The organism is Jatrophihabitans cynanchi (assembly GCF_027247405.1).
Lineage (GTDB): Bacteria > Actinomycetota > Actinomycetes > Mycobacteriales > Jatrophihabitantaceae > Jatrophihabitans_B > Jatrophihabitans_B cynanchi.
This window is the reverse complement of record NZ_CP097463.1, coordinates 3,829,731-3,851,628: the sequence shown is the minus strand read 5'-3', so window position 1 is coordinate 3,851,628 and position 21,898 is coordinate 3,829,731. Positions and strand designations below refer to the sequence as shown.

26 protein-coding genes, 1 tRNA gene and 1 other RNA gene are annotated in these 21,898 nt (G+C 70.8%); 11 read left to right on the top strand and 17 right to left on the bottom strand.

Annotated elements, in window-relative coordinates; genetic code table 11:
* The first annotated feature begins 36 nt into the window (after positions 1–36).
* The gene (panB, locus tag M6B22_RS18760) at positions 37–885 is read left to right on the top strand and encodes a 3-methyl-2-oxobutanoate hydroxymethyltransferase (protein WP_407935549.1); all 849 of its coding nucleotides are present in this window, start codon (positions 37–39) and stop codon (positions 883–885) included.
* 3 nt (positions 886–888) lie between these two features.
* Here the strand turns inward: panB and M6B22_RS18755 are convergent, their stop codons facing one another.
* From M6B22_RS18755 to M6B22_RS18745, 3 genes are all read right to left on the bottom strand, one after another.
* Positions 889–2,292, bottom strand: a complete 1,404-nt coding sequence (locus tag M6B22_RS18755) for an RNB domain-containing ribonuclease (protein WP_269443097.1) — start codon at positions 2,290–2,292, stop codon at positions 889–891.
* Between the two features lie 27 nt (positions 2,293–2,319).
* Positions 2,320–2,748 (bottom strand): histone H1-like repetitive region-containing protein, encoded by a 429-nt coding sequence (locus tag M6B22_RS18750; protein WP_269443096.1) that lies wholly within the window; start codon positions 2,746–2,748, stop codon positions 2,320–2,322.
* Between the two features lie 136 nt (positions 2,749–2,884).
* Positions 2,885–3,082: a hypothetical protein gene (locus M6B22_RS18745; RefSeq protein WP_269443095.1), complete on the bottom strand. Its 198-nt coding sequence runs from the start codon at positions 3,080–3,082 to the stop codon at positions 2,885–2,887.
* Between the two features lie 130 nt (positions 3,083–3,212).
* On the opposite strand from M6B22_RS18745, the gene M6B22_RS18740 reads away from it, so the two are divergent.
* A complete protein-coding gene (locus M6B22_RS18740; protein WP_269443094.1) occupies positions 3,213–4,130 on the top strand; it encodes a mechanosensitive ion channel family protein in 918 nt (305 codons plus the stop codon).
* A 178-nt stretch (positions 4,131–4,308) separates the two neighbouring features.
* Here M6B22_RS18740 and M6B22_RS18735 read toward each other — a convergent pair whose 3' ends face one another.
* Together M6B22_RS18735 and rnpB are read right to left on the bottom strand one after the other, a co-directional pair.
* Complete coding sequence (locus M6B22_RS18735; protein ID WP_269443093.1) at positions 4,309–4,509, bottom strand: hypothetical protein; 201 nt, start codon at positions 4,507–4,509, stop codon at positions 4,309–4,311.
* Between the two features lie 50 nt (positions 4,510–4,559).
* An RNA gene (gene rnpB, locus M6B22_RS18730) (RNase P RNA component class A) lies at positions 4,560–4,959 on the bottom strand.
* Between the two features lie 61 nt (positions 4,960–5,020).
* Here rnpB and M6B22_RS18725 point away from each other — a divergent pair.
* A complete protein-coding gene (locus M6B22_RS18725) occupies positions 5,021–6,268 on the top strand; it encodes an SLC13 family permease (RefSeq protein WP_269443092.1) in 1,248 nt (415 codons plus the stop codon).
* Positions 6,269–6,388: 120 nt separating this feature from the next.
* Here M6B22_RS18725 and M6B22_RS18720 read toward each other — a convergent pair whose 3' ends face one another.
* Positions 6,389–7,129: a zinc ribbon domain-containing protein gene (locus tag M6B22_RS18720; RefSeq protein WP_269443091.1), complete on the bottom strand. Its 741-nt coding sequence runs from the start codon at positions 7,127–7,129 to the stop codon at positions 6,389–6,391.
* Entirely contained in the window at positions 7,126–8,283 is a 1,158-nt protein-coding gene (locus M6B22_RS18715) for a Nif3-like dinuclear metal center hexameric protein (protein WP_269443090.1), read from the bottom strand. The genes M6B22_RS18720 and M6B22_RS18715 overlap by 4 nt, the downstream gene beginning before the upstream one ends.
* Positions 8,284–8,332: 49 nt before the next feature.
* Here M6B22_RS18715 and M6B22_RS18710 point away from each other — a divergent pair, with 49 nt between their 5' ends.
* Positions 8,333–8,707, top strand: a complete 375-nt coding sequence (locus tag M6B22_RS18710) for a PLDc N-terminal domain-containing protein (protein ID WP_269443089.1) — start codon at positions 8,333–8,335, stop codon at positions 8,705–8,707.
* Here the strand turns inward: M6B22_RS18710 and M6B22_RS18705 are convergent.
* From M6B22_RS18705 to M6B22_RS18690, 4 genes are read right to left on the bottom strand one after another with little or no spacing between them, the layout of a single operon-like run.
* On the bottom strand, positions 8,700–10,319 hold the full coding sequence (locus M6B22_RS18705) for a metallophosphoesterase family protein (RefSeq protein WP_269443088.1): 1,620 nt from the start codon (positions 10,317–10,319) through the stop codon (positions 8,700–8,702). The genes M6B22_RS18710 and M6B22_RS18705 overlap by 8 nt on opposite strands.
* 1 nt (position 10,320) lies before the next feature.
* The gene (locus tag M6B22_RS18700) at positions 10,321–11,193 is read right to left on the bottom strand and encodes a hypothetical protein (RefSeq protein WP_269443087.1); all 873 of its coding nucleotides are present in this window, start codon (positions 11,191–11,193) and stop codon (positions 10,321–10,323) included.
* Between the two features lie 42 nt (positions 11,194–11,235).
* Entirely contained in the window at positions 11,236–11,940 is a 705-nt protein-coding gene (locus M6B22_RS18695) for a response regulator (RefSeq protein WP_269443086.1), read from the bottom strand.
* Positions 11,937–13,142: a sensor histidine kinase gene (locus M6B22_RS18690; RefSeq protein WP_269443085.1), complete on the bottom strand. Its 1,206-nt coding sequence runs from the start codon at positions 13,140–13,142 to the stop codon at positions 11,937–11,939. The genes M6B22_RS18695 and M6B22_RS18690 overlap by 4 nt, the downstream gene beginning before the upstream one ends.
* Before the next feature lie 121 nt (positions 13,143–13,263).
* Here M6B22_RS18690 and M6B22_RS18685 point away from each other — a divergent pair, with 121 nt between their 5' ends.
* From M6B22_RS18685 to M6B22_RS18675, 3 genes are read left to right on the top strand one after another with little or no spacing between them, the layout of a single operon-like run.
* Positions 13,264–14,196 carry an ABC transporter ATP-binding protein gene (locus M6B22_RS18685; RefSeq protein ID WP_269443084.1) on the top strand — a complete coding sequence of 311 codons (933 nt, stop codon included), beginning with the start codon at positions 13,264–13,266 and terminating at the stop codon, positions 14,194–14,196.
* Positions 14,193–15,797, top strand: coding sequence for an ABC transporter permease subunit (locus tag M6B22_RS18680; RefSeq protein WP_269443083.1), 1,605 nt, complete (start codon positions 14,193–14,195; stop codon positions 15,795–15,797). Before M6B22_RS18685 ends, M6B22_RS18680 begins: the two co-directional genes overlap by 4 nt.
* Complete coding sequence (locus M6B22_RS18675) at positions 15,794–16,597, top strand: ABC transporter permease (protein WP_269443082.1); 804 nt, start codon at positions 15,794–15,796, stop codon at positions 16,595–16,597. Before M6B22_RS18680 ends, M6B22_RS18675 begins: the two co-directional genes overlap by 4 nt.
* A 509-nt stretch (positions 16,598–17,106) precedes the next feature.
* Here the strand turns inward: M6B22_RS18675 and M6B22_RS18670 are convergent.
* Both M6B22_RS18670 and M6B22_RS18665 read right to left on the bottom strand, forming a co-directional pair.
* Positions 17,107–17,544: a PIN domain-containing protein gene (locus tag M6B22_RS18670; protein ID WP_269443081.1), complete on the bottom strand. Its 438-nt coding sequence runs from the start codon at positions 17,542–17,544 to the stop codon at positions 17,107–17,109.
* A complete protein-coding gene (locus tag M6B22_RS18665) occupies positions 17,541–17,774 on the bottom strand; it encodes an AbrB/MazE/SpoVT family DNA-binding domain-containing protein (protein WP_269443080.1) in 234 nt (77 codons plus the stop codon). Before M6B22_RS18665 ends, M6B22_RS18670 begins: the two co-directional genes overlap by 4 nt.
* A 273-nt stretch (positions 17,775–18,047) precedes the next feature.
* Here M6B22_RS18665 and M6B22_RS18660 point away from each other — a divergent pair, with 273 nt between their 5' ends.
* Together M6B22_RS18660 and M6B22_RS18655 are read left to right on the top strand one after the other, a co-directional pair.
* Positions 18,048–18,389 (top strand): hypothetical protein, encoded by a 342-nt coding sequence (locus tag M6B22_RS18660; RefSeq protein ID WP_269443079.1) that lies wholly within the window; start codon positions 18,048–18,050, stop codon positions 18,387–18,389.
* Positions 18,386–18,652 (top strand): hypothetical protein, encoded by a 267-nt coding sequence (locus M6B22_RS18655; protein WP_269443078.1) that lies wholly within the window; start codon positions 18,386–18,388, stop codon positions 18,650–18,652. Before M6B22_RS18660 ends, M6B22_RS18655 begins: the two co-directional genes overlap by 4 nt.
* Positions 18,653–18,750: 98 nt before the next feature.
* Here M6B22_RS18655 and M6B22_RS18650 read toward each other — a convergent pair whose 3' ends face one another.
* Positions 18,751–18,987, bottom strand: a complete 237-nt coding sequence (locus M6B22_RS18650; protein WP_269443077.1) for a hypothetical protein — start codon at positions 18,985–18,987, stop codon at positions 18,751–18,753.
* Between the two features lie 395 nt (positions 18,988–19,382).
* Positions 19,383–19,457 (bottom strand) — tRNA-Val (locus tag M6B22_RS18645).
* A gap of 72 nt (positions 19,458–19,529) precedes the next feature.
* Here M6B22_RS18645 and M6B22_RS18640 point away from each other — a divergent pair.
* Positions 19,530–20,387, top strand: coding sequence for an SURF1 family protein (locus M6B22_RS18640; RefSeq protein ID WP_269443076.1), 858 nt, complete (start codon positions 19,530–19,532; stop codon positions 20,385–20,387).
* Positions 20,384–20,986, top strand: a complete 603-nt coding sequence (locus M6B22_RS18635) for a class I SAM-dependent methyltransferase (protein ID WP_269443075.1) — start codon at positions 20,384–20,386, stop codon at positions 20,984–20,986. Before M6B22_RS18640 ends, M6B22_RS18635 begins: the two co-directional genes overlap by 4 nt.
* A gap of 15 nt (positions 20,987–21,001) precedes the next feature.
* Here the strand turns inward: M6B22_RS18635 and M6B22_RS18630 are convergent, their stop codons facing one another.
* Together M6B22_RS18630 and M6B22_RS18625 are read right to left on the bottom strand one after the other, a co-directional pair.
* On the bottom strand, positions 21,002–21,460 hold the full coding sequence (locus M6B22_RS18630) for a peroxiredoxin (protein WP_269443074.1): 459 nt from the start codon (positions 21,458–21,460) through the stop codon (positions 21,002–21,004).
* Positions 21,457–21,843, bottom strand: coding sequence for a DUF3052 domain-containing protein (locus M6B22_RS18625; RefSeq protein WP_407935738.1), 387 nt, complete (start codon positions 21,841–21,843; stop codon positions 21,457–21,459). The genes M6B22_RS18630 and M6B22_RS18625 overlap by 4 nt, the downstream gene beginning before the upstream one ends.
* Positions 21,844–21,898 lie beyond the last annotated feature (55 nt).

Below are 21,898 nucleotides of genomic sequence, written 5' to 3'. Positions count from 1 at the left end.
TGCCCGGGGACCGGAGAGCCGGCCCCGAGGAGAGAAGTGAGGCACCACATGACCCAGCCCAGCCTGTACGGCGGCGTGTCCACCCGGCGGATCACCATCCGCGACCTGCAAGCGGCCAAGGAGCGCGGCGAACGCTGGCCGATGCTCACGGCGTACGACTACTCGACCGCGCGCGTGTTCGACGAGGCCGGCATCCCGGTGCTGCTCGTCGGCGACTCGGCCGCGAACGTCGTCTACGGCTACGACACGACCGTGCCGGTGACCGTCGAGGAGCTGCTACCGCTCGTGCGGGGCGTGGTACGCGGCACCAAGCGCGCGCTCGTCGTCGCCGACCTTCCGTTCGGCAGCTACCAGAGCTCTGCGGCGCAGGCGCTGGACAGCGCGGCGCGGTTCATGAAGGACGGCGGCGCGCAGGCGGTCAAGCTCGAGGGCGGCCAGCGAGTGGTCCCGCAGGTCGAGGCGCTCGTCGCCGCCGGCATTCCGGTGATGGCGCACATCGGGCTCACCCCGCAGTCGGTGAACGCGTTCGGCGGCTACCGGGTTCAGGGCCGCGGCGATGAGGCCTCGCACCGGCTGTTGCAGGACGCGAAGGCGCTGCAGCACGCCGGCGCGTTCGCGGTCGTCATGGAGGTCGTGCCGTCGGACGTCGCCGCGCAGGTGACCAAGGCGCTGCACATCCCCACCATCGGTATCGGTGCCGGCCCGTCGTGCGACGCGCAGGTGCTCGTCTGGCAGGACATGGCCGGGCTGCGCGGTGCGGGCAAGCCGGCCAAGTTCGTCAAGGAGTTCGCCGACGTCGCCGGCGTGCTGCGCGATGCCGCGACCCGGTACGGCGACGAGGTCCGCGCAGGCAGCTACCCCGCCGCGGAACACGAATACCAGTAGGGCTCAGGCCCGCTCGAACCGGACGCGGTGCTTGACGACGTCGGCCTCGACGAGTCGTGCGGAGACGCGTTCGCCGACGGGCAGGTGCTGACCGTCGCACGGCGCTCGCACCGCCGGTTCGTCGATGACGATCGTGCCGGAGTGTTCGTTCGCGTCGATCACGGTAGCCGCGAAGACCGTGCCGACGCGTCCGCGCAGTAGCCAGGCCTCGGTCGCATCGACGACCGCTCGATCGATCTCGTGCGCCCGCCGGTCGGCCTCGGCCATCTCCTCGGGCAGTTGCGGCAACCGGTCCCGCACCCAGGTCGGGACCGGTTCGCCGGCGTGCAGCGCCAGGCAGATCTCGCTGCCGTAGCGATCGACCAGGCGGCGCAGCGGTGCCGTGACATGGGCGTACGGCGCGCCGATGCCCGCGTGCAGCGGTTGCTCGGGAGGCCTCGTGTCAACGGTGGTGTAGCCCGCACCGCGCAGCAACGCGACCGCGTGCTCGATGAAGGCGACCTGTCTGCCACTGGACCGGTCCACGGCGGCGAGCACGTCGCCCGGCTGCGCCCCGTGGGGCCACTGCACGCCGAGCGCACGCGCGGCCCTTCGCAGCGCGTCGACCGCACCGGGTGCAGGCGGCGGCACGGTGCGCAGGATGCCGTAGCCGCCGTCGAGCATGATCCGCGCGGCGCACATGCCGGTGAGCAACGAGATCTCTGCGTTGTACGACTCGACCGGCAACGGAACGCGCAACCTCAGCGTCCAGCCAGTCATACCGTCGCGGGCCACGACCTGTTCGGGCAGATCCAAGTTGATCGCGTGCCGCCGCCGCGCGAGCGCCAGACGCAGTTCGCCGACCTCGGCAAGCAGCGACACCGCGTCAGGTGCGGTGCGGTCGGCCAGCGCCGCCTGCAGTCCGTCGTAGTCGAGCTGCGCGGTGCTGCGTACGCGCGCGCGGCGTACCTGTACCTCGGACACCTCGCCGGCGTGATCGAGCGTGAACTGCCACAGCACCGCGGGGCGTACCTGGCCGGGCAACAGGCTGGCTGCGCCTTCACTGAGCACCGGCGGATGCAGCGGGACGCGTGCGTCGGGGAAGTAGAGCGTCTCCCCGCGGCGGTGGGTGGCCTCGTCGAGCGCGGAGTCGGGTGACACGAACGACGCCACATCGGCGATCGCGTAGCTGACGAGGTAGCCGTCGCCGTTGCGGGCGATGTGCACGGCCTGGTCCAGATCGCGGCTGCCGGCGGGGTCGACGGTGACGAACGCGATGTCGGTGGCGTCGGCATCGGGAAGGTCGAGGTGCGTCGCGGCACGTTCGGCTTCGGCACTCACCTCGGGCGCGAAATCGCCGGCGACCTGAAGCTCGCTGCGAAGTGCAGCGAAGTCGACAGGTGCGCCGGCGACTCGATGCGAACCCACGAAGCTGGTTGCGCTGTGTCGAATGGTTCAGCGTGCGCGCTTGGCGGGAGCCCGCTTCGCGGCAGCTTTCTTGGCCGGAGCCTTCTTGGCTGCGGTCTTCTTCGCGGCAGCGCGCTTGGCCGGAGCCTTCTTCGCCGCGGTCTTCTTGGCCGCGGTCTTCTTGGCAGCAGCCTTCTTGGCCGGAGCCTTCTTCGCCGCGGTCTTCTTGGCTGCGGTCTTCTTGGCTGCGGTCTTCTTCGCGGCAGCGCGCTTGGCCGGAGCCTTCTTGGCCGCGGTCTTCTTCGCGGCAGCCTTCTTGGCCGGAGCCTTCTTCGCCGCGGTCTTCTTCGCAGCAGCGCGCTTGGCCGGAGCCTTCTTGGCCGCCGCCTTCCTGGCCGGCGCCTTCTTCGCCGCGGCCTTCTTGGCCGGAGCCTTCTTGGCCGCGGTCTTCTTCGCGGCCTTTCTCGGTGCGGTCATGCGTTGCCTCCTAGGCAGCCATCAACGAATCTGTATTCGTTGCGATCAAGTGGACGATGCCGTACCTACCAGCGTCAACGCAACACGCCGATGCGTTGTACGCGCGCAGTTGCGAGTGCATCGTGCAGTTGCCGAGCTAGTCGCCGTCCTCCCACGCGGAATCCTCGGCGTCATAAGCCTTTTCTCGCTCGTGGATCGTCTCGAGAGCGTGCGCGGCTTGTTCTTCGGTCGGGAACGGTCCGATGCGATTCGCGCTGTCGGTGTCTTCCAACTTCTCGACGCGACGGTGCTTCATGCAGAACCAGAACTCGCCCGCGAGTTCACGACTGGTCATGCGACCATCGTGTCGCAGTCCGCAGTTGAGCACCATCTGAGCTGCACCCTCGCTCTCGTTTGAGCGGTGCGGTGAACGGGGTAGAGGATGCCGTGCATCTGTTCTCCGCGACACCGTCATGGCTGCATAAGTGACCACCGCATCGGTACGACATCTGTCGTTGACACCGCTCACCGACGTCGGTCTGTGGGCACGCACCAACGGCCTGCAGATCATCCTGATCGTGCTCGGCGCGATCCTGTTGACCCGCTTCGCGAACTGGTCGGGCGCACGGATCACGAGCCACATCGACGAGCTCAACAGCGGCGAGGACGTACTAGTCCGCTCCGAAGCGGCGAAGCATCGGCATGCGCTCGCTCAGGTCATCACCTGGGTCAGCCTGGTCGTCATCTACTGCCTCGCCGCGGTGCTCGTCGTGCAGCGGTTCGGAATCCCGCTCTCCGGCATCGTCGCGCCGGCGACCGTGGCGGGCGTTGCACTCGGCTTCGGCGCGCAACGCATCGTGCAGGACATCCTGGCGGGCTTCTTCCTGATCTCCGAGCGGCAGTACGGCTTCGGTGACGTCATCCGCATCAACGTGCTCGGTGTCGGCACCCCGGTGACCGGCACCGTCGAGGAGGTCACGCTGCGCATCACGCAGATCCGCTCGCTCGACGGGGAGGTCATCATCACCTCGAACGGCCAGATCGTGCAGGTGACGAACCTGTCACGCGACTGGGCACGCGCGGTGGTCGACGTCCCGTTGCCTGCCACCGTCGGCGTGGACCGCGCGAACGAGGTACTCAAGCGGGTCGGTGAGCAGGCCTACCGCGACGAGCGGTTGCGTCCGCTGCTGCTGGACGCACCGTCGGTCATGGGCGTCGAGTCGATCGACGTCGACAGCTTCAACGTGCGGGTGATCGCGCGCACGCTGCCCGGTCGGCAGTTCGAGGTAGGTCGCGCACTGCGCGCGCGCATCACCAACGCCTTCGCCGCGACCGGCCTGAACGTGTCGACGACCGTCGACTCGGCCCCACCGACGAGTGACGACCGCGAGGAGCGCGACTGATGGCAGCGACACCCGGTCCATCGCGCACCCGCGGGCTGTGGCAACGCACGCGCGCGTTCGTGTTGCGTGCCCGGACCCTGCGGCGCTCGACGGTGATTCTCTGCGCGCTGTTCGTCGGGGTGCTCGTCCTCTACTTCGCGGTTCGTCCCGCGCCGGCACCCGAGACCGGCACCGGTGGTCAGTACCAGCCGAACCGGCCGGCTCCCACATCGACGCCCACGCACGTGCCGAGCAAGCAGCCGACGCGCCACCCCACGTCGGCTGCGCCCAGCAGGCCGACCGCACCGCCTGCGCCGTCGAGCACGACCTCTGGGTCCCCGGCGTCCTCGGGCCCGGCGACCGCGACGAACACCTCGGTGCCGCCGACGCCGTCGCCCACCGAAGCGTCATCACCCGCCCCGACGGGCACTCCCTGACAGCGCGAGGCGACGGACGAGTCAACCTGTAAGCCGGGTCCTGTCCGGCGCTCGCGCGCCGAGGCGACCATCCATCTCGGCCTACCGTTGCCGGCAGGCTCCAGCGGTCTACCCGCAGGCTCGGGCGGGCCGCCCTCGAACGCCTGCGCAGCCCGACCGGTTTCCCGGCCGGGCCTTTTGACCTTGCTCCGGGTGGGGTTTACCTAGCCGGCACGATCACTCGCACCGCTGGTGGTCTCTTACACCGCCGTTTCACCCTTACCAGCGGGCGGACCCGCTGGCGGTCTGTTTTCTGTGGCACTGTCCCGCGGGTCACCCCGGGTTGCCGTTAGCAACCACCCTGCCCTGTGGAGCCCGGACTTTCCTCGGCGGAGTTCTGGTGAGAACCCCGACGCGGTCGCCCGGTCGACTCGTCCGTCGCGACGCACATGCTACGCGACGTGAGGGTCCGGCCGGCCCGGGTAGCCTGCCCAGGTGCACGGCGCCCCCGCAGAAGTCGTTGCCGTCGCACTACTCGCATTCAGTCTCGCGGTGGCGGTGTTTCGGCCTCGTGGGGTCAGCGAGGCCGTCGTCGCAGTACCGGCTGCCGGACTGGTCGTCCTGCTCGGAATCGTTCCGGCAGACGCGGCCGGACGCACGCTGCGCGAACTGGCACCGACGGTGGGCTTCCTCGCCGGGGTGCTCGTCTTCGGGCATCTGTGCGACGAGGCGGGCGTGTTCGCCTATCTCGGCGCGAGCGCCGCCCGCGCCGCCCGCACGCGACCACGACGCCTGCTGGTGCTGGTCGTGGTGCTCGCCGCCGCCGTGACGGCAGTGCTCACGCTGGATGCGACAGTCGTGCTGTTGACGCCGGTCGTGCTGGCGGTGACGCGACGATCAGCAGTCGCGGTTCGCCCCTATGCATATGCGTGCGTACGACTGGCCAACAGCGGCTCACTACTGCTGCCGGTCTCCAACCTCACCAACCTGCTCGCGTTCTCCACCACCGATCTGTCCTTCGGGCGCTTCGCCGCCCTGATGCTGCTGCCGTGGCTGCTCGCTTGCTCCGGCGAATGGCTGGGGGTGCGCACGTACTTCCGGCGCGACCTGCCCAATGCCGGCGAGGCACCGGAACTCGCGCAGCCGGCGGCGCCGCGCTACGCGCTGGCCGTGCTCGTCGTCACCGTGTGCGGGTTCGTGCTGCTGTCCTCGCTCGACGTTCCGGTCGCGTGGGCGGCCGGCGCCGGATGCCTCCTGCTGCTCGCACCACGGTTCGCCCGGCGCGACATCTCGCCGCGACGTCTGCTGGACGAGGCCAGTCTCGGCTTCTGCGCGTTCGTGCTCGCGCTCGCGGTCGTGGTCGACGCCGTCGCGCGGCACGGCCTCGGGTCGGCGCTGGCACAACTGGTCCCGTCGGGCAGTTCCCTCGCCGCACTGCTCGGCATCGCGTTCCTGGCCGCGCTGCTGGCGAACGTCGTGAACAACCTGCCGGCCACGCTCGTGCTGCTGCCGCTGGTTGCGGCAAACCCGGCGGCGGTACTCGCGATGCTGGTCGGCGTGAACGTCGGGCCGAACGCGACCTTCGGCGGCTCACTCGCGACACTGCTGTGGCGGCGGATGCTGCCTGCGGAGGAACGGCCGCGGGTGCGCGAGTTCCACGCCTTCGGGCTGCTTAGCGTGCCGCTGATCGTCGCCGTCGCGACAGCCGGGCTCTGGCTCGGCGTGCGCCTCGTGGGCGTGTGAGGCAGCGGAGCGACTCAGTGCCGGTGGGTTCGCCTTTGCTGCCCCCGACGGCACCCGCCACCCCTGCCGGCCCGGACCTCGACGACGAGCCGCCGCCGTTCTGACGACCGCCGCACCGGCTCACAGGCCGGATTCGGCCGTGCGCACCAGGATCCGGCGGCACTCCTCGCACCGCACCACGGCATCCGGTGCGGCGGAGCGCACCGCGGTCAGTTCGCTACCGGACAATTCGATGTGGCAACCCTCGCAACGTCGGTGCCGCAACATCGCGGCGCCGACACCGCCGCCGTGCTCGCGGGCCCGCTCGTAGAGAGCCAGCAGATCGGCCGGGATCTCCGCGACGATCGAGTCACGCTCGGCGCGGCGCAACGCGACAGCCGCGTCGATCTCCTCGAACGCGGCGTCCCGCGCCGCTTCGAGCTCGGCCAGCTCGGCCGCGAGCGCCGCACGTTTCGCGCCGATCTCGGCGACGGAGCTGTCCGCATCCTCGCGCACCTCCATGATCTCGAGCAGCTCGTCCTCGAGCGTCGCCTGCCGCCGCTTCAGGCTGACCAGCTCGTGCTGCAAGCCCTCCAGCTCCTTGGCCGGCAGCCCACCGGACTGCAGGCGTTGCTCATCGCGTGCCTGCCGGGACCGGACGGTGTCGACCTCGTTCTCCAGCCGCCGCTGATCCTCGGCGATGTCGGCCAGTCGCGTCTCAGCGTCGATGGCGTCGTTATGCAGGTCGACACCGTGCTTGCCGCGTTCGGCGATCGCGGCGAGTTCGGGCAGGTTGGTGCGCCGGTGCGCGAGCTGGGCGAGGACGGTGTCAGCGGCCTGCAGATCGAGCAGGCGGAGCTGGACGGCGTGGTCTGCGTTCACGTGCGCTTCGGACTCGTTTCGGGTGACGGGGTGTGCAGCGTCCACGGATCGGTGACGCGACGGGAGACTCGCACCTCCACCGTAGTGCCGAACTGGCTGCGCAGACGATCCGCCACCTCATCCAGCCACGGCGCCTCGCTCGCCCAGTGCGCCACGTCCACCAGCGCCATCGCGCCGGCGCCGCGCTCGGTCACCGCTTCGACGGCGGCATGGTGCTTCAGGTCGGCGGTCAGGTAGACGTCCGCGCCCGCCCGGCGCGCCCGCTCGGCCAGCGACCCGCCGGACCCGCCACAGACGGCGACAGTGCGCACCTGCCGATCGGGATCCCCGGCCGCGCGGACACCCCACGTGGTGCCGGGCAGTTGCGCCGCCGCTCGCGCGGTGAACCCGCGCAACGTCATCGGCTCGGCGAGTTCGCCGATCCGGCCCGTCCCGCGGCCACTCGGCAACGGCACACCCGCGAGCAGGTCGAAGGCCGGCTCCTCGTACGGATGCGCTGCCCGCAGGGCGGCCAGCACGGCGGCGCGCCGGGACGGCGGCACCACCATCTCGACCCGCGTTTCGGCGACCTGCTCGACCCGACCGACCTTTCCGATCGCCGGCGTCGCACCGGTCAGCGGACGGAACGTCCCGGTGCCCTCCGTGGTCCACGCGCACCGGTCGTAGTCACCGAGCGCCCCCGCGCCGGCGCCGGCCAGCGCGTCGATCAGCCGCTGCGCATCGACCCGCGGGACGAACACCACGAGCTTGTCGAGCGGCTCGCCGGGCAACGCCTGCAGCGGCCGCAACCCGGTCAGGCCGAGCCGACCGGCCAAGGCGTCCGAGACGCCGGGCTCGGCGACATCGGCGTTGGTGTGGGCCACGAACAACGCGGCCGCGCCGGTGACCAGGCGATGCACGAGAGCGCCCTTCGGATCGTCCGCCGGCACACCGTGCACGCCGGACAACAGCAACGGGTGATGCGTGAAGAGCAGTTGCGAGCGGGTCGCGAGCGTCTCGGCAACGGTGGCCGGCACCGCGTCGACGGCGAGCACCATCCGCTCGACCGGCTCCACCGGATCTCCGCACACCAGGCCCACCGCGTCCCACGACTCGGCCCAAACCGGGTCGAACCAGCCGTCCAGCACGGTGATGATGTCGGCTAACGTCGGCACGTCGCGAACCTACCGCGCATACTGGACGTCAACGGCAGGAGGCCACGACATGCTGATGTTCGACGGAGTGTTCGGCCTAGCCCTGCTCGGCCTCTGGATCTTCTGCATCATCGACGTCATCACCACCCCCGAGGACCGCTGCCGCAACCTGCCCAAGGTCGTGTGGGTGCTGATCGTCCTGCTGCTCACCTTCGTCGGTTCGATCGTCTGGCTGTTCGCCGGCCGCCCGTGGGACGCCGCGGCCGCCGGATCGAAGCGCGCGCCCGCCGCGCGCCGCCCGGCCGACCGCCGCCCGGTCGCGACCAACCCGGACGACGACGAGGAGTTCCTCGCCGGCCTGCGCGCCCGCGCCGAGGAACAGCGCCGCCGGGCCCGCCGGGCCGAGCCGCACGAGGACGAGCCGCCGGCCGGACCGGTCAGCTGAGCTGCGCCGCCGTGCTGATGCCCTGAGTAGTCGAGCAGGTGCGACCGTCGGCCACGTCCTGCGGCTTGAGATACAGCGTCGACGCCGTGACGTTCTGCGCGTCGGCCGTGCTGAGGTCCGTGCTCGTCGGCGCGGCCCCGTTCACCTGGAAGCGCACCACCTTGGTGAACTGGCAGTCCTGCGCGACCGACTCGATGCTGAACGCGACCGGCGACGGCTTGACCTCGAGCCCGACCTCCTTCAACCCGCCCGCGCCGGTCGAACCCTCGACCAGCTTGATCGTCTTGCCGCCCTGCACCTCGCTGTCGGCGTTCTGCTTGTGGGTGTGGCCGCTGTTCGTCTGACGCACCCGTCCGTCCAGCACCTTGGCGATCTCGTCGGCCGCGACCGGTTCGTGCGTGGCGAAGATGTCGAACCGGTCGTCCTCGGACACCTTCTGCAGCGCGTGGTCCATCGCGCCCCGCTCCAGCGGGTCGGTGAGCTTGTCGTCGTCCGCGCCGTAGACACCGGCCGCGCCGTACACCCTCGGGTCGGGGATGGCTGCGATGTGCAGCCCGAACGCCTGAAGTTGCTGGGCGGTGACGGCGAACCCGCCGGAGGCGTCCGTGGTCTTGCCACCGAGCACCGTGACCCCCGGGATCTTCGCCATGATCTGAGCCGTCGTCGGCGAGTCGTGGTTGCCTGCCAGCCAGATCATCGGCGCCACCTTGGTCAGCGACGTGATCTGCGCGACGTACCCGGGTGACAACTCCGCCGCCGTCCCGAACTGCGACTCGTCGCCGGTGTTGATGATCAGCGAGACGTCGAAGTTCTGCGCGTACTGCTGCACCAGCGGATAGGTACCGGCCAGGTGCATGTCGGAGATGTACATGATGTTGAACGAGGTCGGCGGCGTGGACTTCTGCTCGATGCGCTGCTGCAACTGCGCCTGGATGCTGGCGATGCCGCTGACGACGTCGAACGCGGTCGCGCGCTGCTGGTAGTACGCGCGCAACTGGCCCGGGAACAGCTGCAGCGCCCCGAGCGTGCCTGTCAGCCGCGACTGTTTCGTCCAGTCCGGGTTGTAGCTCGCGGCGCCGTACGCGGCTACCACGACGAGGACCGCGAACGACGCTGCCAGTTGGCGTCCGCGCAGCCGCAGTTCGCGTTCACGCCGCGGCAGGCCACGCAGTTGCCGCACCGCCAGGTTCACTGCCGCGGACACCAGCAGGCCGAGCAACACCCCGAGCAGCGCCTCACCCGCCAACCAGGCCACGATCTTCGGCACCTGCGCGGAGAAGTCCTCGCGCAGCGAGTCGACGTAGGCCTGCGGGTCCGCGGTGGCGGCCGACGCCATCTTCACCACGTCCACGTTCTGCGGGCTCAGGTGGATCCCGATCGGCAACCCGTCGACGTTGCCGAAGATCCAGCTGCCGAAGGTGGTGTCGGCGGTGATGCCGGACCGGGTGAACAGGGTCGCCGCGACCTTGAACCGGACGCCGCCGGCGATCGCGTGGTACGGGAACAGGTGCAGCATGGCCGACGCCCCCGCCAACGGCAGCGCGATCCGCAGCGCCCAGCGCAGCACGAACTCACCCACCCGGCGCAATCGCCGCCTTGTCAGCTCCTGCACGTCACGACCCCAGCGCCGCGTCGGCGCGCGTCAGTACGGCCTGGGCCGAGTCGCGGGCGCGCTTGGCTGCGTCGCGGTCCTGCCGCGCCGACGCGGCGGCGTGCCGGGAGTCGGCCAGCGCCTTGCGCGCGTCGGCGAGTTCCTGCTCGATGTGTTCGACGTGACGGCACGCCCGCTCGAACGCCTCGGCGGCGGAGCCGAGGGCGGCCTCGGCGCGCACCAGCGCCCGCTCGGCGACCGCCGCCCTCTCTCGGGCGGCGTCCGCGGCCTGCTGCTGAGCGCTGGGGCGCGCGGGCAGCTCGCGTGGCGGCGTCCGAACCGCGCGCAACGCCGGCCGGGCCCGTCCGTTGGACCCGGCGCCGCCGTCGGCATCCGGCACCGCCACCGCGCCCTCCACGTCGACCGCGTCGAACCCTGCGGCGTCCAACCGGCGCAGCAGCCGTCCCGAGCGCACCGCCTCCGCGGCAGCCTCGTCGATCACGGCGGCGTCGAGCGTTGCGGCGACCTCGCGGATGGCCGGATCGCCCACCTGATGCCCGGCGGCGACCGACAGCCGCACCGCGGTGACGGTCAGTTCACTGATCGCCGACCGGCGCCGTTCCACCAGCCGGCGTAGCTGCGGCCCGCCGAAGTTGAGCTGGGCCGCACGCAACTCCTCGCCCAGCTGCAGCAGTTCGTCCAGCTGGTCCGGGGCCTGCCGCACCAGCGTGTTCACCAGCCACGCGCTGGTCGAAGGGCGGCGCAGCAGCTTCACCCGGGCCGCGAGCGCCGAGTCACCGGCTGCTTTGGCCGCGCGCACCTCGTCGTCGCGGCTGTGCGTGAACTCGCCGGGGTGCACCCCGTACAGCCGGTCGGCGATCTCTGCCAGGCCCATGCCCCCATACTGCCCGGTCTGCCGTTTCCACACCGGCCGGTGTCAGCTCGGTCCGCTCTCCGGTCGGCCGTTGCGTGCGCGGACCAGCCCGGTTTCGTACGCGGTGATGACGGCCTGCGTGCGATCGCGCAGCCCCAGTTTGGCAAGCAGGCGGCTCACGTGGGTCTTGACGGTCTGTTCGGTGACGACGAGGCGTTCGGCGATCTCGAGGTTCGTCAGGCCTTCGGCGAGCAGGCGCAGGACCTCGGTCTCGCGAGCGGTCAGTGCTGCGAGCAGCACGGTAGCGGGACTGTCGGCGACGGGGCGTTGGTGCGCGAACTCGGTGATGAGGCGGCGGGTGACGGCCGGCGCGAGCAGCGCCTGACCGGCGGCGATCACCCGGACGGCGTCGAAGAGCCGTTCGGCGGTGGCGTCCTTGAGCAGGAAGCCGCTGGCACCGGCGCGCAGTGCGTCGTACACGTATTCGTCCAGGTCGAAGGTGGTGAGGATGAGCACGCGCGGGCCGTCGCCGGCGGCAGTGAGTTGCCGGGTGGCCTCGATGCCGTCCATGCCGGGCATTCGCACGTCCATCAGCACGACGTCCGGGTTCAGTTCACGGCAGGTGCGCACGGCGTCGGCGCCGTCGGCGGCGGTGCCGACGACGCGGAAGTCCGGCTGGGTGTCGAGCAGCTCGGCGAACCCGGCGCGGACCACCTGGTGGTCGTCGGCGACGACGACGCGAATGGGTGAGAGCGCGGTCGTGGTCATGCGCCGGCCCCGGCCCCGGCGGGCAGCACAGCGGTGATGAGGAAGCCCCCGCCGGGGGCCGGGCCGGTCTGCAGCCGGCCGTCGACCGCGATGGCGCGCTCGCGCATGCCGAGCAGGCCGTGTCCGGCCGGGTCCGAGTCGGTGCGCGGCGCAAGGGGTGGGCCGGGGCCGTTGTCGCGGACGCGCAGCTGCAGCGTGTCGCCGGTGAAGTGCAACTCCACGTCGACGGCCGCTCCGGGGGCGTGGCGGCGCGCATTGGTGAGGGCTTCCTGGACGATGCGGTAGGCGGCGAGTTCGACACCGGGATCCAGCGGCGCGGGAGCTCCGTGCAGGATCAGGCGGGTGGCCGCGCCGGCGATGTCCCGGGCTTCGTCGACCAGCTCGGCAAGCTGCGCCAGACCAGGTAGCGGCGCCCGCGCGGCGGGCTCGCCGGTGTCGTCACGAAGCACGCCCAGTAACCGGCGCATCTCAAAGAGCCCGGCGCGCGCGGTGTCGCCGATCGCGGCCAGCCTGCGTGCGCCGGCAGGTGTCAGGCCCGCAGTGGTGAGCCGCGCGGTCTCGGCTTGCACCGCGATCATGGAGATGTGGTGCGCGACCACATCGTGCAACTCGCGGGCGATGCGCGCCCGCTCGCCGCGAGCGGTGTGTTCGAGCAGGGTGTCGGCGACGACCCGCCGGGCGGCGTCATGCGCGATCGCTTCGCTGCGCGCCCGGTAGGCGCGGCCGGACCACGCGGCTGCCGGCGCCAGGGCAGCGAGCAGGACGGTCAGGATCCCGGCCTCGGAGGCGCTCGGGCGGGAGCCGGCCAGGGCGAGCGCCAGGAACGGGACGGCGAGCGCCGGCGCGAGCAGGCCCGCCGCGTGGCGCCATTCGCCGCTGCGTCCGAGCCGGAACAGGACCCCGAGTTGCATGATCGCGCCGGCGACGGTGAGGGCGTGGAACGCCGCCAGCGACGTCACGCTGACCGCGCTGACCGCGATCGCGGACCCGGTCACGCCCAGGACGGCCGGTGGCAGCGTGCCGGCCAGGGCGAGCACGCCGAGCACGATGGTCGCCTGTGCGTCCAGACCGGTGACCAGCGCACGCCCGGTCGCCTCACTCGCCGCGGCCAGCGCGAGCACGAGGACCGTGACGGCCGGGGCCGACCGGGCGGCGGCGAGCCGGCGTCCGGTCTCCACCCAGCCACCGACCCGCGACCTCATGTGGTGCACGCTGATCATTGTCGCCGCCCACCCGCCAGCTCGTCGTCCCTCCTACGAGGGACGTTGAAGATGGCTCCTGAGAGTGACGACCTGCCGGGTGCGGCTGCCTAGCGTCGACGCCATGGACGCAAGCATCGAGGTCGCCGGACTGCGCAAGCGGTTCGGCGCGACCGTAGCGCTGGACGGGTTGTCATTCACCGTCACCGCTGGGCAGGTCACCGGATTCGTCGGCCCGAACGGCGCGGGCAAGTCAACCACCATGCGGGTGATCGTGGGCCTGGACGCGGCCGACGAGGGCAGCGCGACGATCGGGGGGCGCCCGTACGCAAGCCTGCGCCACCCGCTCAGCCATCTCGGGACGCTGCTGGACGCCGCCGCGCTGCAGCCGAGTCGCAGCGGCCGCAACCACCTGCTGTGGCTGGCCCACTCGCAAGGCCTCGGCGCCAAGCGGGTCGATGACGTGATCGAGCAAGCGGGCTTGCAGAGCGCGGCCCGGCGTAAGGCCGGCGGGTACTCCCTCGGAATGCGGCAGCGGCTGGGCCTCGCGGCCGCACTGCTCGGCGACCCCGCGGTACTGATGCTCGACGAGCCGTTCAACGGCCTGGACCCGGAGGGCATCGTCTGGATGCGCGGCTTCCTGCGCGCGCTGGCGGCCGAGGGGCGCGCGGTGCTGGTATCCAGCCACCTGATGAGCGAACTGCAGGACACCGCCACTCACCTGGTGGTGATCGGCCGGGGGCAGCTGGTCGCCGATGCCGGCGTGGCGGAGTTGATCGCCGCCGCATCGGGGGGGCGAGTCACGCTGCGCACGGCGGCGCGCTCAGACGCGATGAGAGTGCTCGCGCACTCCGGCGCCACCGTGACGATGAGCGACCGCGACGCGCTGACCGTAGCCGGCCTCGGCACGGGGGAGGTCGTGGCGATGCTGAACGAGGCGGCTATCCCGTTCACCGAGATCTCCGCCCATCGGGCCACGCTGGAGGAGGCGTACATGGAGCTGACTCGCGATCAGGTCGAGTTCCGAGCCACGGCGGCAGAGGAGCCGAGCCGGTGAGCGCCGCCACGATGCCCGGCTACCGCTCGCCCACGCCGGCCGGCCGCGACGGGTTCGCCCAGCTGCTGCACGCGGAGTGGACCAAGCTACGCACCGTCCGCGGCTGGCTGATCGGCCTGGTCGTGGCGGCCCTGCTGATCGTGTCGCTAGGCGTGTTCAGCTCGCTCGGTAACAGCTCCGTCTGCCGCCCGGGCCCGGGACAGTCCACGCCGGTGTGCGGCAGCGCCCCCGCGCCGTTGACCGGCCCGGGCGGTGAGCCGGTGAACGACGAGTTCTACTTCGTGAACCGACCGCTGACCGCTGACGGCAGCATCACCGTTCGGGCGGACTCGCTCACCGGCCTCATCGCCTCCAGCGACGCCGCACCGGACCGGCCGTTCGCCGACGCCAAGCCCGGTGTGCAACCGTGGTCGAAGGCCGGGCTGATCATCAGAGCGAGCACGGCCCCCGGCTCGGCGTACGCGGCGATCATGATCACCGGTGCGCACGGGGTGCGGTTCCAGTACGACTACACGCACGACGCAGCGGGAACACCCGGCACTCCCTCCGCGGCCTCGCCGCGCTGGCTGCGACTGGCCCGCCACGGCGACACGGTGACCGGCTACGACTCGCTCGACGGCACGCGCTGGAGCAAGGTCGGCAGCGCCCGCCTCACCGGGCTGCCCTCGACCGTCCCGGCCGGGCTGTTCGCCGCCTCGCCGGACCATGTGCGAATCAGCAACCCGATCGGCGGCGGGGAGAGCGCGCACGGCGACCCCACCCAGGCGAGCGCCCGCTTCGATCGGCTCAGCCTGCAGGGCGGCTGGCCCAGCGCGGCGTGGACGGGCACCGAGCTCGGCGGCAACAATCAAGGCCCGGCAATCCACCGTGGCAGCTTCAGCGGGTCCGGTGACGCGATCGGAGTGACCGGCTCCGGCGACATCGGGCCGGTCGTGCCCGGGACCGGCCCCGGGCTGGACCCGGACCGCGTGCTCATCGGCACCTTCGCCGGGCTGATCGCGCTGATCGTGGTGGCCGGCCTGTTCGTCACCTCCGAGTACCGGCGTGGTCTCATCCACACGACGCTGACCGCGAGCCCGCGCCGGCACCGCGTCTTGGCCGCCAAGGCCGTCGTCATCGGCGCCGCCGCGTTCGTCACCGGGTTGGTCGCCGCGGCGATCACCGTGCCGCTCGCCCGGAACCTGCTGCACAGCAACGGCAACTTCCTCTACCCGCTCAGCACGGCCGCGTGGCTACGGATCGTTCTGGGCACAGGCGCGCTGCTGGCCCTGGCCGCCGTCGCCGCGCTCGCCATGGGTGTCATCGTGCGTCGCGGCGCCGGCGCGGTCACTGCCGTCATCGTGGCCATCGTGCTGCCCTACGTCCTGGCCGTCGCCTCGCTGCTACCGGTCGGCGCCGGCCAGTGGCTGCTGCGGCTCACCCCGGCCGCGTCGTTCGCCGTCCAGCAAACCCTGATCCAGTACCCGCAGGTGGCCGGTGACTACACCCCGAGCAACGGCTACTACCCGCTGCCGGCGTGGGCCGGGCTCGCGGTGCTGGCCGGCTACACCGCGCTCGCGCTGGGCGCGGCAGCGGTCCTGCTGCGCCGGCGGGACGCATGAGAACCGGTCGGGCCACGCGGATCGACTTCAGCCACGCACTGCACGCCGAATGGACCAAGCTGCGCACCACCCCGGCCGCGGCCTGGCTCGCGCTGGCCGCGATCATCCTGACCGCCGGGCTCAGCGCCGCGTCCGCCGCAGCGGCCGAGTACCGCACCGGCGGCCAGCAGGACCTCGCCAGGACCGGCCTCACCGGGATCGACCTCGGCCAGGCCATGATCGCCATCCTCGCCGTGTCGGCCATCAGTGCCGAGTACGGCACCGGCATGATCGCGGCTACGCTCACCGCGATACCCCGGCGCGTCAGCATGCTCGCCGCCAAGGCCGCCGTCGTGGTCGCCGTTGCCCTTGCCGCCGGCACCGCTGCCGTCCTCTGCTCGCTGCTCGCCGCCCGGCTCCTGCTGCCCGGCAACGGCTTCACCGCCGCGCACGGCTATGCGCTCGTGTCGCTCGGCGACGGCCCGACCCTGCGCGCCGCCGGCGGCTCGGTGCTCTACCTCGTCCTGATCGCGCTGCTCAGCCTCGGGATCGCGACGGCCGTGCGCGACTCGGCTGTCGCAGTCGGCATCGTGCTCGCGCTGCTCTACCTGTTCCCCATCATCGCCGCCGCCGTGGGCAACCCGACCTGGCGGCGGCACCTGACGCAGATCGGTCCGATGGACGCCGGACTGGCCATCCAGCACACCCGCGACGTCAGCGACCTCCCGATCGGACCGTGGGCCGGGCTCGGCGTCCTGGCGGCCTGGGCCGGCGCGGCCCTGCTCGCCGCCACCGCCGCCCTGCGGCTGCGCGACGCCTGAACCGATGGGACGCGATCGTTTACTCGTGGCTGCGCTGACCCTCAGGTGCTGGCCGCCGTGAGCGAGCGGCAATGGCCGAGGCGCAAGCAGGGGTGGGCCTTACCCACCCACCTACGAACCGGCACCTGGTAGTCGCTGGCTGGCCCGTCCGGCTGTAGCCGTGTTCCCGGTCTCGTCGAGTTCCTGCCGCAGCGGCGGTCGCCGCTGCGGCGATCCGCGGCGCGAGGCTAGGCGGGCACGAGGTCGATTTGATCGACCTCGCCGCGGACGGTTTCCAACGCGCGATGACACGCGATGACCTGCTTTCTTGGCGGCAGGCGCGCGCGATCGACCCACGGGTCTTGGATTACCAGCAACGGGGCACCTTCGCCAAGATCGGAGTCAAGAGCCTCCGTTGGATCAAACTATCCAAGCGTGACCAGCAAGACTGCCCAACAGCGCCAGCAGATGCTCGAACGCACTCAACGCACCTTCGCCGAACTGGTCGCGGTGCACCGCGACCCAACCGCTCAGGTCGGGGCTGTCCACCGTGTCCCGTCAGATCCGGGCAGGACGACGACGTCGACGGACTCGCGGGCACATACATCCAGCAGGTGCGGATCGGAGGTAGCAAGCACGTCGCTCCTGGCCCGGGCGATCTCTGCCGCGACACAGTCGGCCATGCTCACTGCGCATCGCAGGCGGTGGTAGTGCCGGGCCCTCAATCGTCCGCTCGCGGCGCCCGTCCTAGCGTCTACAGCGACAGCATCGATCAATCCCAACTCGGCCAGGTCGAGCACGGCTACTTCCTCGTCGACACCGGTGAGCCTGACAAGGTGGTCGAGGACTTCTCCTAGCCCGACCGCGGTGAGCAGCGCATCACCGGCCTCCAGTAGTGGGCGGACCTCGGCCGCAGTTGGCTCGTCACGCAGGAACGCGAGAACCGCATACGCGTCCAAGACGGTCAACGCACGCGGGCCCGTCGACGCTCCTCTTGGCGCATTGCGTCGGAAGACGGCCCACGCCCGCGGTACTTGCCTTGGAGTTCCGCGACAGGAGCCGCCGCTGCGGGACGTAGCACGACTCGGTCGCCGAGGTCGACCACGATCACGTGCCGGGTGTTCCACCGCGCACGCGTATCGGCAGGGATGGAGACCTGGCCGTTACGAGAGATCGTCATGACACGGTCAGCGGTCATGGCCTTGATTGTATGCCACATGTGAATCGTTGTATGTCGACCCTGAGCTGTCACACATCCGGCCGGAATCCGGGGGCTGTAGGCGGTGGGCCTTACTTTCCCTCATGCGAACCGGGTGTTGGCCGCCGGCCCGGTCCTCGGCTGGTAGGACGGATCCGAATCTGTCGGTGGGTGCTGGGACGATCGCGATCATGGCGGTCAAGCCGATCGAGCAGCACATACCGACGCGACGAGGATCTGCTCGGCAGCAGTCTGCTGTTGCGTGGTTCGCCATTGACCCTCGACCAGATCGAGCACGACGCGGCGCGAACAGCGCGGGCGTTCACCTTCGCCGGGACGCCCTGCCGCGGCATCAGCGCCGAGCTGGCAGCAGACGGCGACGACGTCGACCACCTGCTCCGAGAGGGACGGGTCCGGACCAGGTCGTTCGTCGCCTGCATCAGCGTGTCGGACACGCTCGCAGGCGGTTTCCTCGTGTTGCCGACCTTCTCGGCGCCACACCAGACGATCGTGGCCGAACGTGCTCCCGAAGCCAGCCTCGAACGATTGCTGGAATTGGCGCTGCGGGACGTGGTGCAGAACCCCTACCATCGGGCGTGGAAGGAGGAACGATGAGTGCAGTCGACATCGTGTGCGACGTCCAGCAGATCGATGACACCGGCTATGTCTGGACGTTTCTCGACGACGCCCGCGATCCCGCGGTCATCGTCCCCGGCGAGATCGTCGTCGCCGGCGCCGACGAGGAGCCCGCGTACGCGCTGGTGATCGACATTGTCGGCGAAGACCCCGACCGTATCGTCCACCTCGACATCCTGCCCGGAGATCCGGCGCAGTATCACGCCGCCGCCGAACGCAGCCGCCTCACCAACGCCACCTGACACCAGAGCCCGCTCGAAGACTGCTGACTGTGAATGTTGCTGACCCGTGTCACACATCCGGCCGAAATCGGCTCATCGGATTCTGGCGGGGTGGGCTGTCACTGTACGACGATGGATCCGAGGACGCGCCAGTTGGGTTTGCCGGCGTAGAGCAGGGCTCGGATTCGGTAGTTGTGGAACTTGCGGAACTGGATGTCGATGATCTGATGATGCGCCACGTCGCAGACCGTGGTCGCGTAGCTGGTGCGGGCATGGGCCAGGCGCACGAAGCTGGTCTCGTCCAACCCGATCGCGGTCGTGCAGGACTTCGCCGCGATCCGGTGATCGCCGAGCACCCAGGTCCGTGTCGGGCACGCCGGAGCCCGGGCAGCGCATCCGATGCTTACGCCACCCCAACCGCATCGGCGTGCCATAGACCGGCAGATCGACGTAACGGACCAACGGCCGCTCCTTGACCCGCGCCGGGCCACCGCAGGCCGGGCAGCGCGGGTCGACGACGACCTGCTCGATGACTAGCTCGACCTCGGGACCACGACGGGCATAGCGCAGGACCCGAACATCCTTCAGCCCGACCAAGGCCTGGACGATCTCGCTAGGCTCGGACACGACGAAGGTGCTTCGAACTTGTTGGCTCACACCTCAAGCTGAAGCGCCTTCGTCCCACTTCCAACCCAACGACACTCAGCGACCCCGCTGAGATCCGAAGAGCCCCGAAATCCGGATTTGTAGGTGGTGGGCGCTACTGGGATCGAACCAGTGACCGCTCGGGTGTAAGCCGAGTGCTCTCCCGCTGAGCTAAGCGCCCTGTCACCCGCGGTCCGCGGGCTCGGATCAGGGTACCGGCCCGCGGCGGCCGGGCGCGCCGTACCGTTGAGTCGTGCTGAGGACGTTGCGCGAGCCGCGTTACGCGGCGTTGTCGGTGCTCATGCTGATCGTGGCGGCGATCTGCGTCCTCGCCGGGACGTGGCAGATCTCCCGGCTGTCCGGCAAGGTCACCGAGAACGACGCGCTGCGCAACAACGCCCACGCGGCCACGACTGCGGTGGGCGACGTACTGCCGCTCGTCGGCAAGGGCACGCCGTCGGCGGACTCGATCCAGTACCGCACGGTCACCGCGACCGGGACATACCAGCCCGCCGGGCAGGCGCTGGTCCGCCAGCGCACCGTCGACGGAGACACCGGCTATCTCGTGCTCACCCCGCTGCGCACCTCGCAGGGCACGTTGCTCGTCGTCCGCGGCTTCATCTCCGGCACCGCGGCCCGGAGCGGCAGCCTGCCCACCGTCCCCGCAGCGCCGACCGGCCAGGTCAGCGTGACCGCCCGCGTGCAACCCGCCGAGACGCGAAACGACCGCGCCACGCAGTTGGGCGGAAAGCAGTTGGAGGCGATCAACCCGCGGTTGCAGGCCGTCCGGCTCGGCACGCCCGTGTACGCCGGCTACGTCGAGCTGCACGCCGGACAACCCGGCACCGCCGGCCTCACCGCCATCCCCGCCCCCGACCTGTCCAACCCGGCAGGTGGCGCGATCGAACCGCAGCACGTGGCCTACATCATCCAGTGGTACCTGTTCGCGCTGCTCGCCCTCGCTGCCCCGTTCGTGGTCGCCCGCGCGGAAACCCGCAGCCACCGCGACGACGACCGAGAGGTCGACGACGTCGTGATACCCGACCAGCAGACGCCCGAGCAGGCACGCGCGGCCCGGCTCGCCGACCGTTACGGCCGGGTGGTGCGGTGAACGCCGACACCTGGGACGAGCGGTACGCGGCGAGCGAGCTGGTCTGGGGAGCCGCGCCCAACCGCTGGGTGGAGCAGGAGTGCGCCGCGCTGGACCCCGGCACCGTCCTGGACCTGGCCTGCGGCGAGGGCCGCAACGCACTGTGGCTGGCCGAACTCGGCTGGCGGGTCAGCGCGGTCGACTTCTCCGCGGTCGGCCTGCAGAAAGGCGGCGCGGCCGAACTGCGCACCGCCGTCGGGCACCCGATCGAGTGGATCTGCGCGGACGTGACGCGCTACCGGCATCGGCAGCCCGTCGACCTCGTCCTGATCAGCTACCTGCAGGTGATCGCGGCAGAACGCCGGGCCGTCGTGCGAACCGCCGCCCAGAGCCTGACCGCGGGCGGCGTCCTGCTCGTGGTGGCCCATCACTCGCTGAACCTGACCGCGGGAACCGGCGGCCCGCAGGACGCGACCGTGCTGTACAGCGCCGAGGACCTCGTCGAGGACCTGGACGGCACGGGGCTCGGGATCGACAAGGCCGAGCAGGTGCTGCGCCCGGTCGACGGCGCGCCGCGCCCCGCGATCGACACGCTGCTGCGCGCCCATCGCCCCGCCTAGCGAGGGCTGCAGCGCCTAGAGAGCGGCGATGGCGTCCCGCCAGGTCTGCGCGTCACGTCCCTCACCGGGGCCGTTCAGCTCGGCGAACCGCACGACCCCGGTCCTGTCGACCAGGAACGTGCCGCGGTTGGCGAAGCCCGCGTCCTCGTTGAACACGCCGTACAGCTGGGCGACGGCACCGTGCGGCCAGAAGTCCGCCAGCAGCGGGAACTGGTACCCCTCGCGCTCGCTGAAGATCTTGTGCGAGTAGACCGAGTCGACGCTGACGCTCACCACCTGCACCGCGTCGTTCTGGAAGGTGTGCAGGTCATCGCGCACCGAGCACAGCTCGCCGGTGCAGATGCCGGTGAACGCGAGCGGGTAGAAGATGATCAGTACCGCCTGCTTGCCGCGGTACGCCGACAGGGTGAACTCCTCGTTGTTCTGGTCCCGCAGCGTGAAGTCCGGGGCCTGCTCCCCGGCCGCGACCGTCATCGCTTGCTCCCCCGCGCCTTGCGCCCGACCAGCCGTGCGGCGGACCAGTGCGGCCCGGCCGTCGTGATGGAAGTCTGCGACAGGCCGGCGATCGCCGCGGCCTCGGTGACGTCGGAGGGCTCGACGTAGTCGTCGCGACCACGCTTGGGCGTCAGCAGCCAGATGAACCCGTCGTCGGCCAGCGGCGCGATCGCGTCCACCAGCAGGTCGGCCAGGTCGCCGTCACCGTCGCGGTACCAGAGCAGCACCACGTCCACGACCTCGTCGGAGTCCTCGCCGACGATCTCCTCGCCCGTGAGTTGCTCGATCGCAGTGCGCAGCTCCTGGTCGATGTCCTCGTCGCTGCCGAACTCCATCACGATCATCTGGGGCTTGATCCCCATCCGCTCGGCGGTGCCCGGCCCACTCACGGCCGCTGGACCCCCGGCGGGGTTGCTG

What these genes read in the sequence shown, in the direction of transcription:
- M6B22_RS18750 (WP_269443096.1), bottom strand. Translation starts at nt 2,748, where the DNA reads ATGACCGCACCGAGAAAGGCCGCGAAGAAGACCGCGGCCAAGAAGGCT.
- M6B22_RS18745 (WP_269443095.1), bottom strand. Translation starts at nt 3,082, where the DNA reads ATGACCAGTCGTGAACTCGCGGGCGAGTTCTGGTTCTGCATGAAGCAC.
- M6B22_RS18710 (WP_269443089.1), top strand. Translation starts at nt 8,333, where the DNA reads ATGCTGATGTTCGACGGAGTGTTCGGCCTAGCCCTGCTCGGCCTCTGG.
- M6B22_RS18700 (WP_269443087.1), bottom strand. Translation starts at nt 11,193, where the DNA reads ATGGGCCTGGCAGAGATCGCCGACCGGCTGTACGGGGTGCACCCCGGC.
- M6B22_RS18695 (WP_269443086.1), bottom strand. Translation starts at nt 11,940, where the DNA reads ATGACCACGACCGCGCTCTCACCCATTCGCGTCGTCGTCGCCGACGAC.
- M6B22_RS18690 (WP_269443085.1), bottom strand. Translation starts at nt 13,142, where the DNA reads ATGAGGTCGCGGGTCGGTGGCTGGGTGGAGACCGGACGCCGGCTCGCC.
- M6B22_RS18685 (WP_269443084.1), top strand. Translation starts at nt 13,264, where the DNA reads ATGGACGCAAGCATCGAGGTCGCCGGACTGCGCAAGCGGTTCGGCGCG.
- M6B22_RS18675 (WP_269443082.1), top strand. Translation starts at nt 15,794, where the DNA reads ATGAGAACCGGTCGGGCCACGCGGATCGACTTCAGCCACGCACTGCAC.
- M6B22_RS18665 (WP_269443080.1), bottom strand. Translation starts at nt 17,774, where the DNA reads ATGACCGCTGACCGTGTCATGACGATCTCTCGTAACGGCCAGGTCTCC.
- M6B22_RS18655 (WP_269443078.1), top strand. Translation starts at nt 18,386, where the DNA reads ATGAGTGCAGTCGACATCGTGTGCGACGTCCAGCAGATCGATGACACC.
- M6B22_RS18630 (WP_269443074.1), bottom strand. Translation starts at nt 21,460, where the DNA reads ATGACGGTCGCGGCCGGGGAGCAGGCCCCGGACTTCACGCTGCGGGAC.
- M6B22_RS18625 (WP_407935738.1), bottom strand. Translation starts at nt 21,843, where the DNA reads ATGGGGATCAAGCCCCAGATGATCGTGATGGAGTTCGGCAGCGACGAG.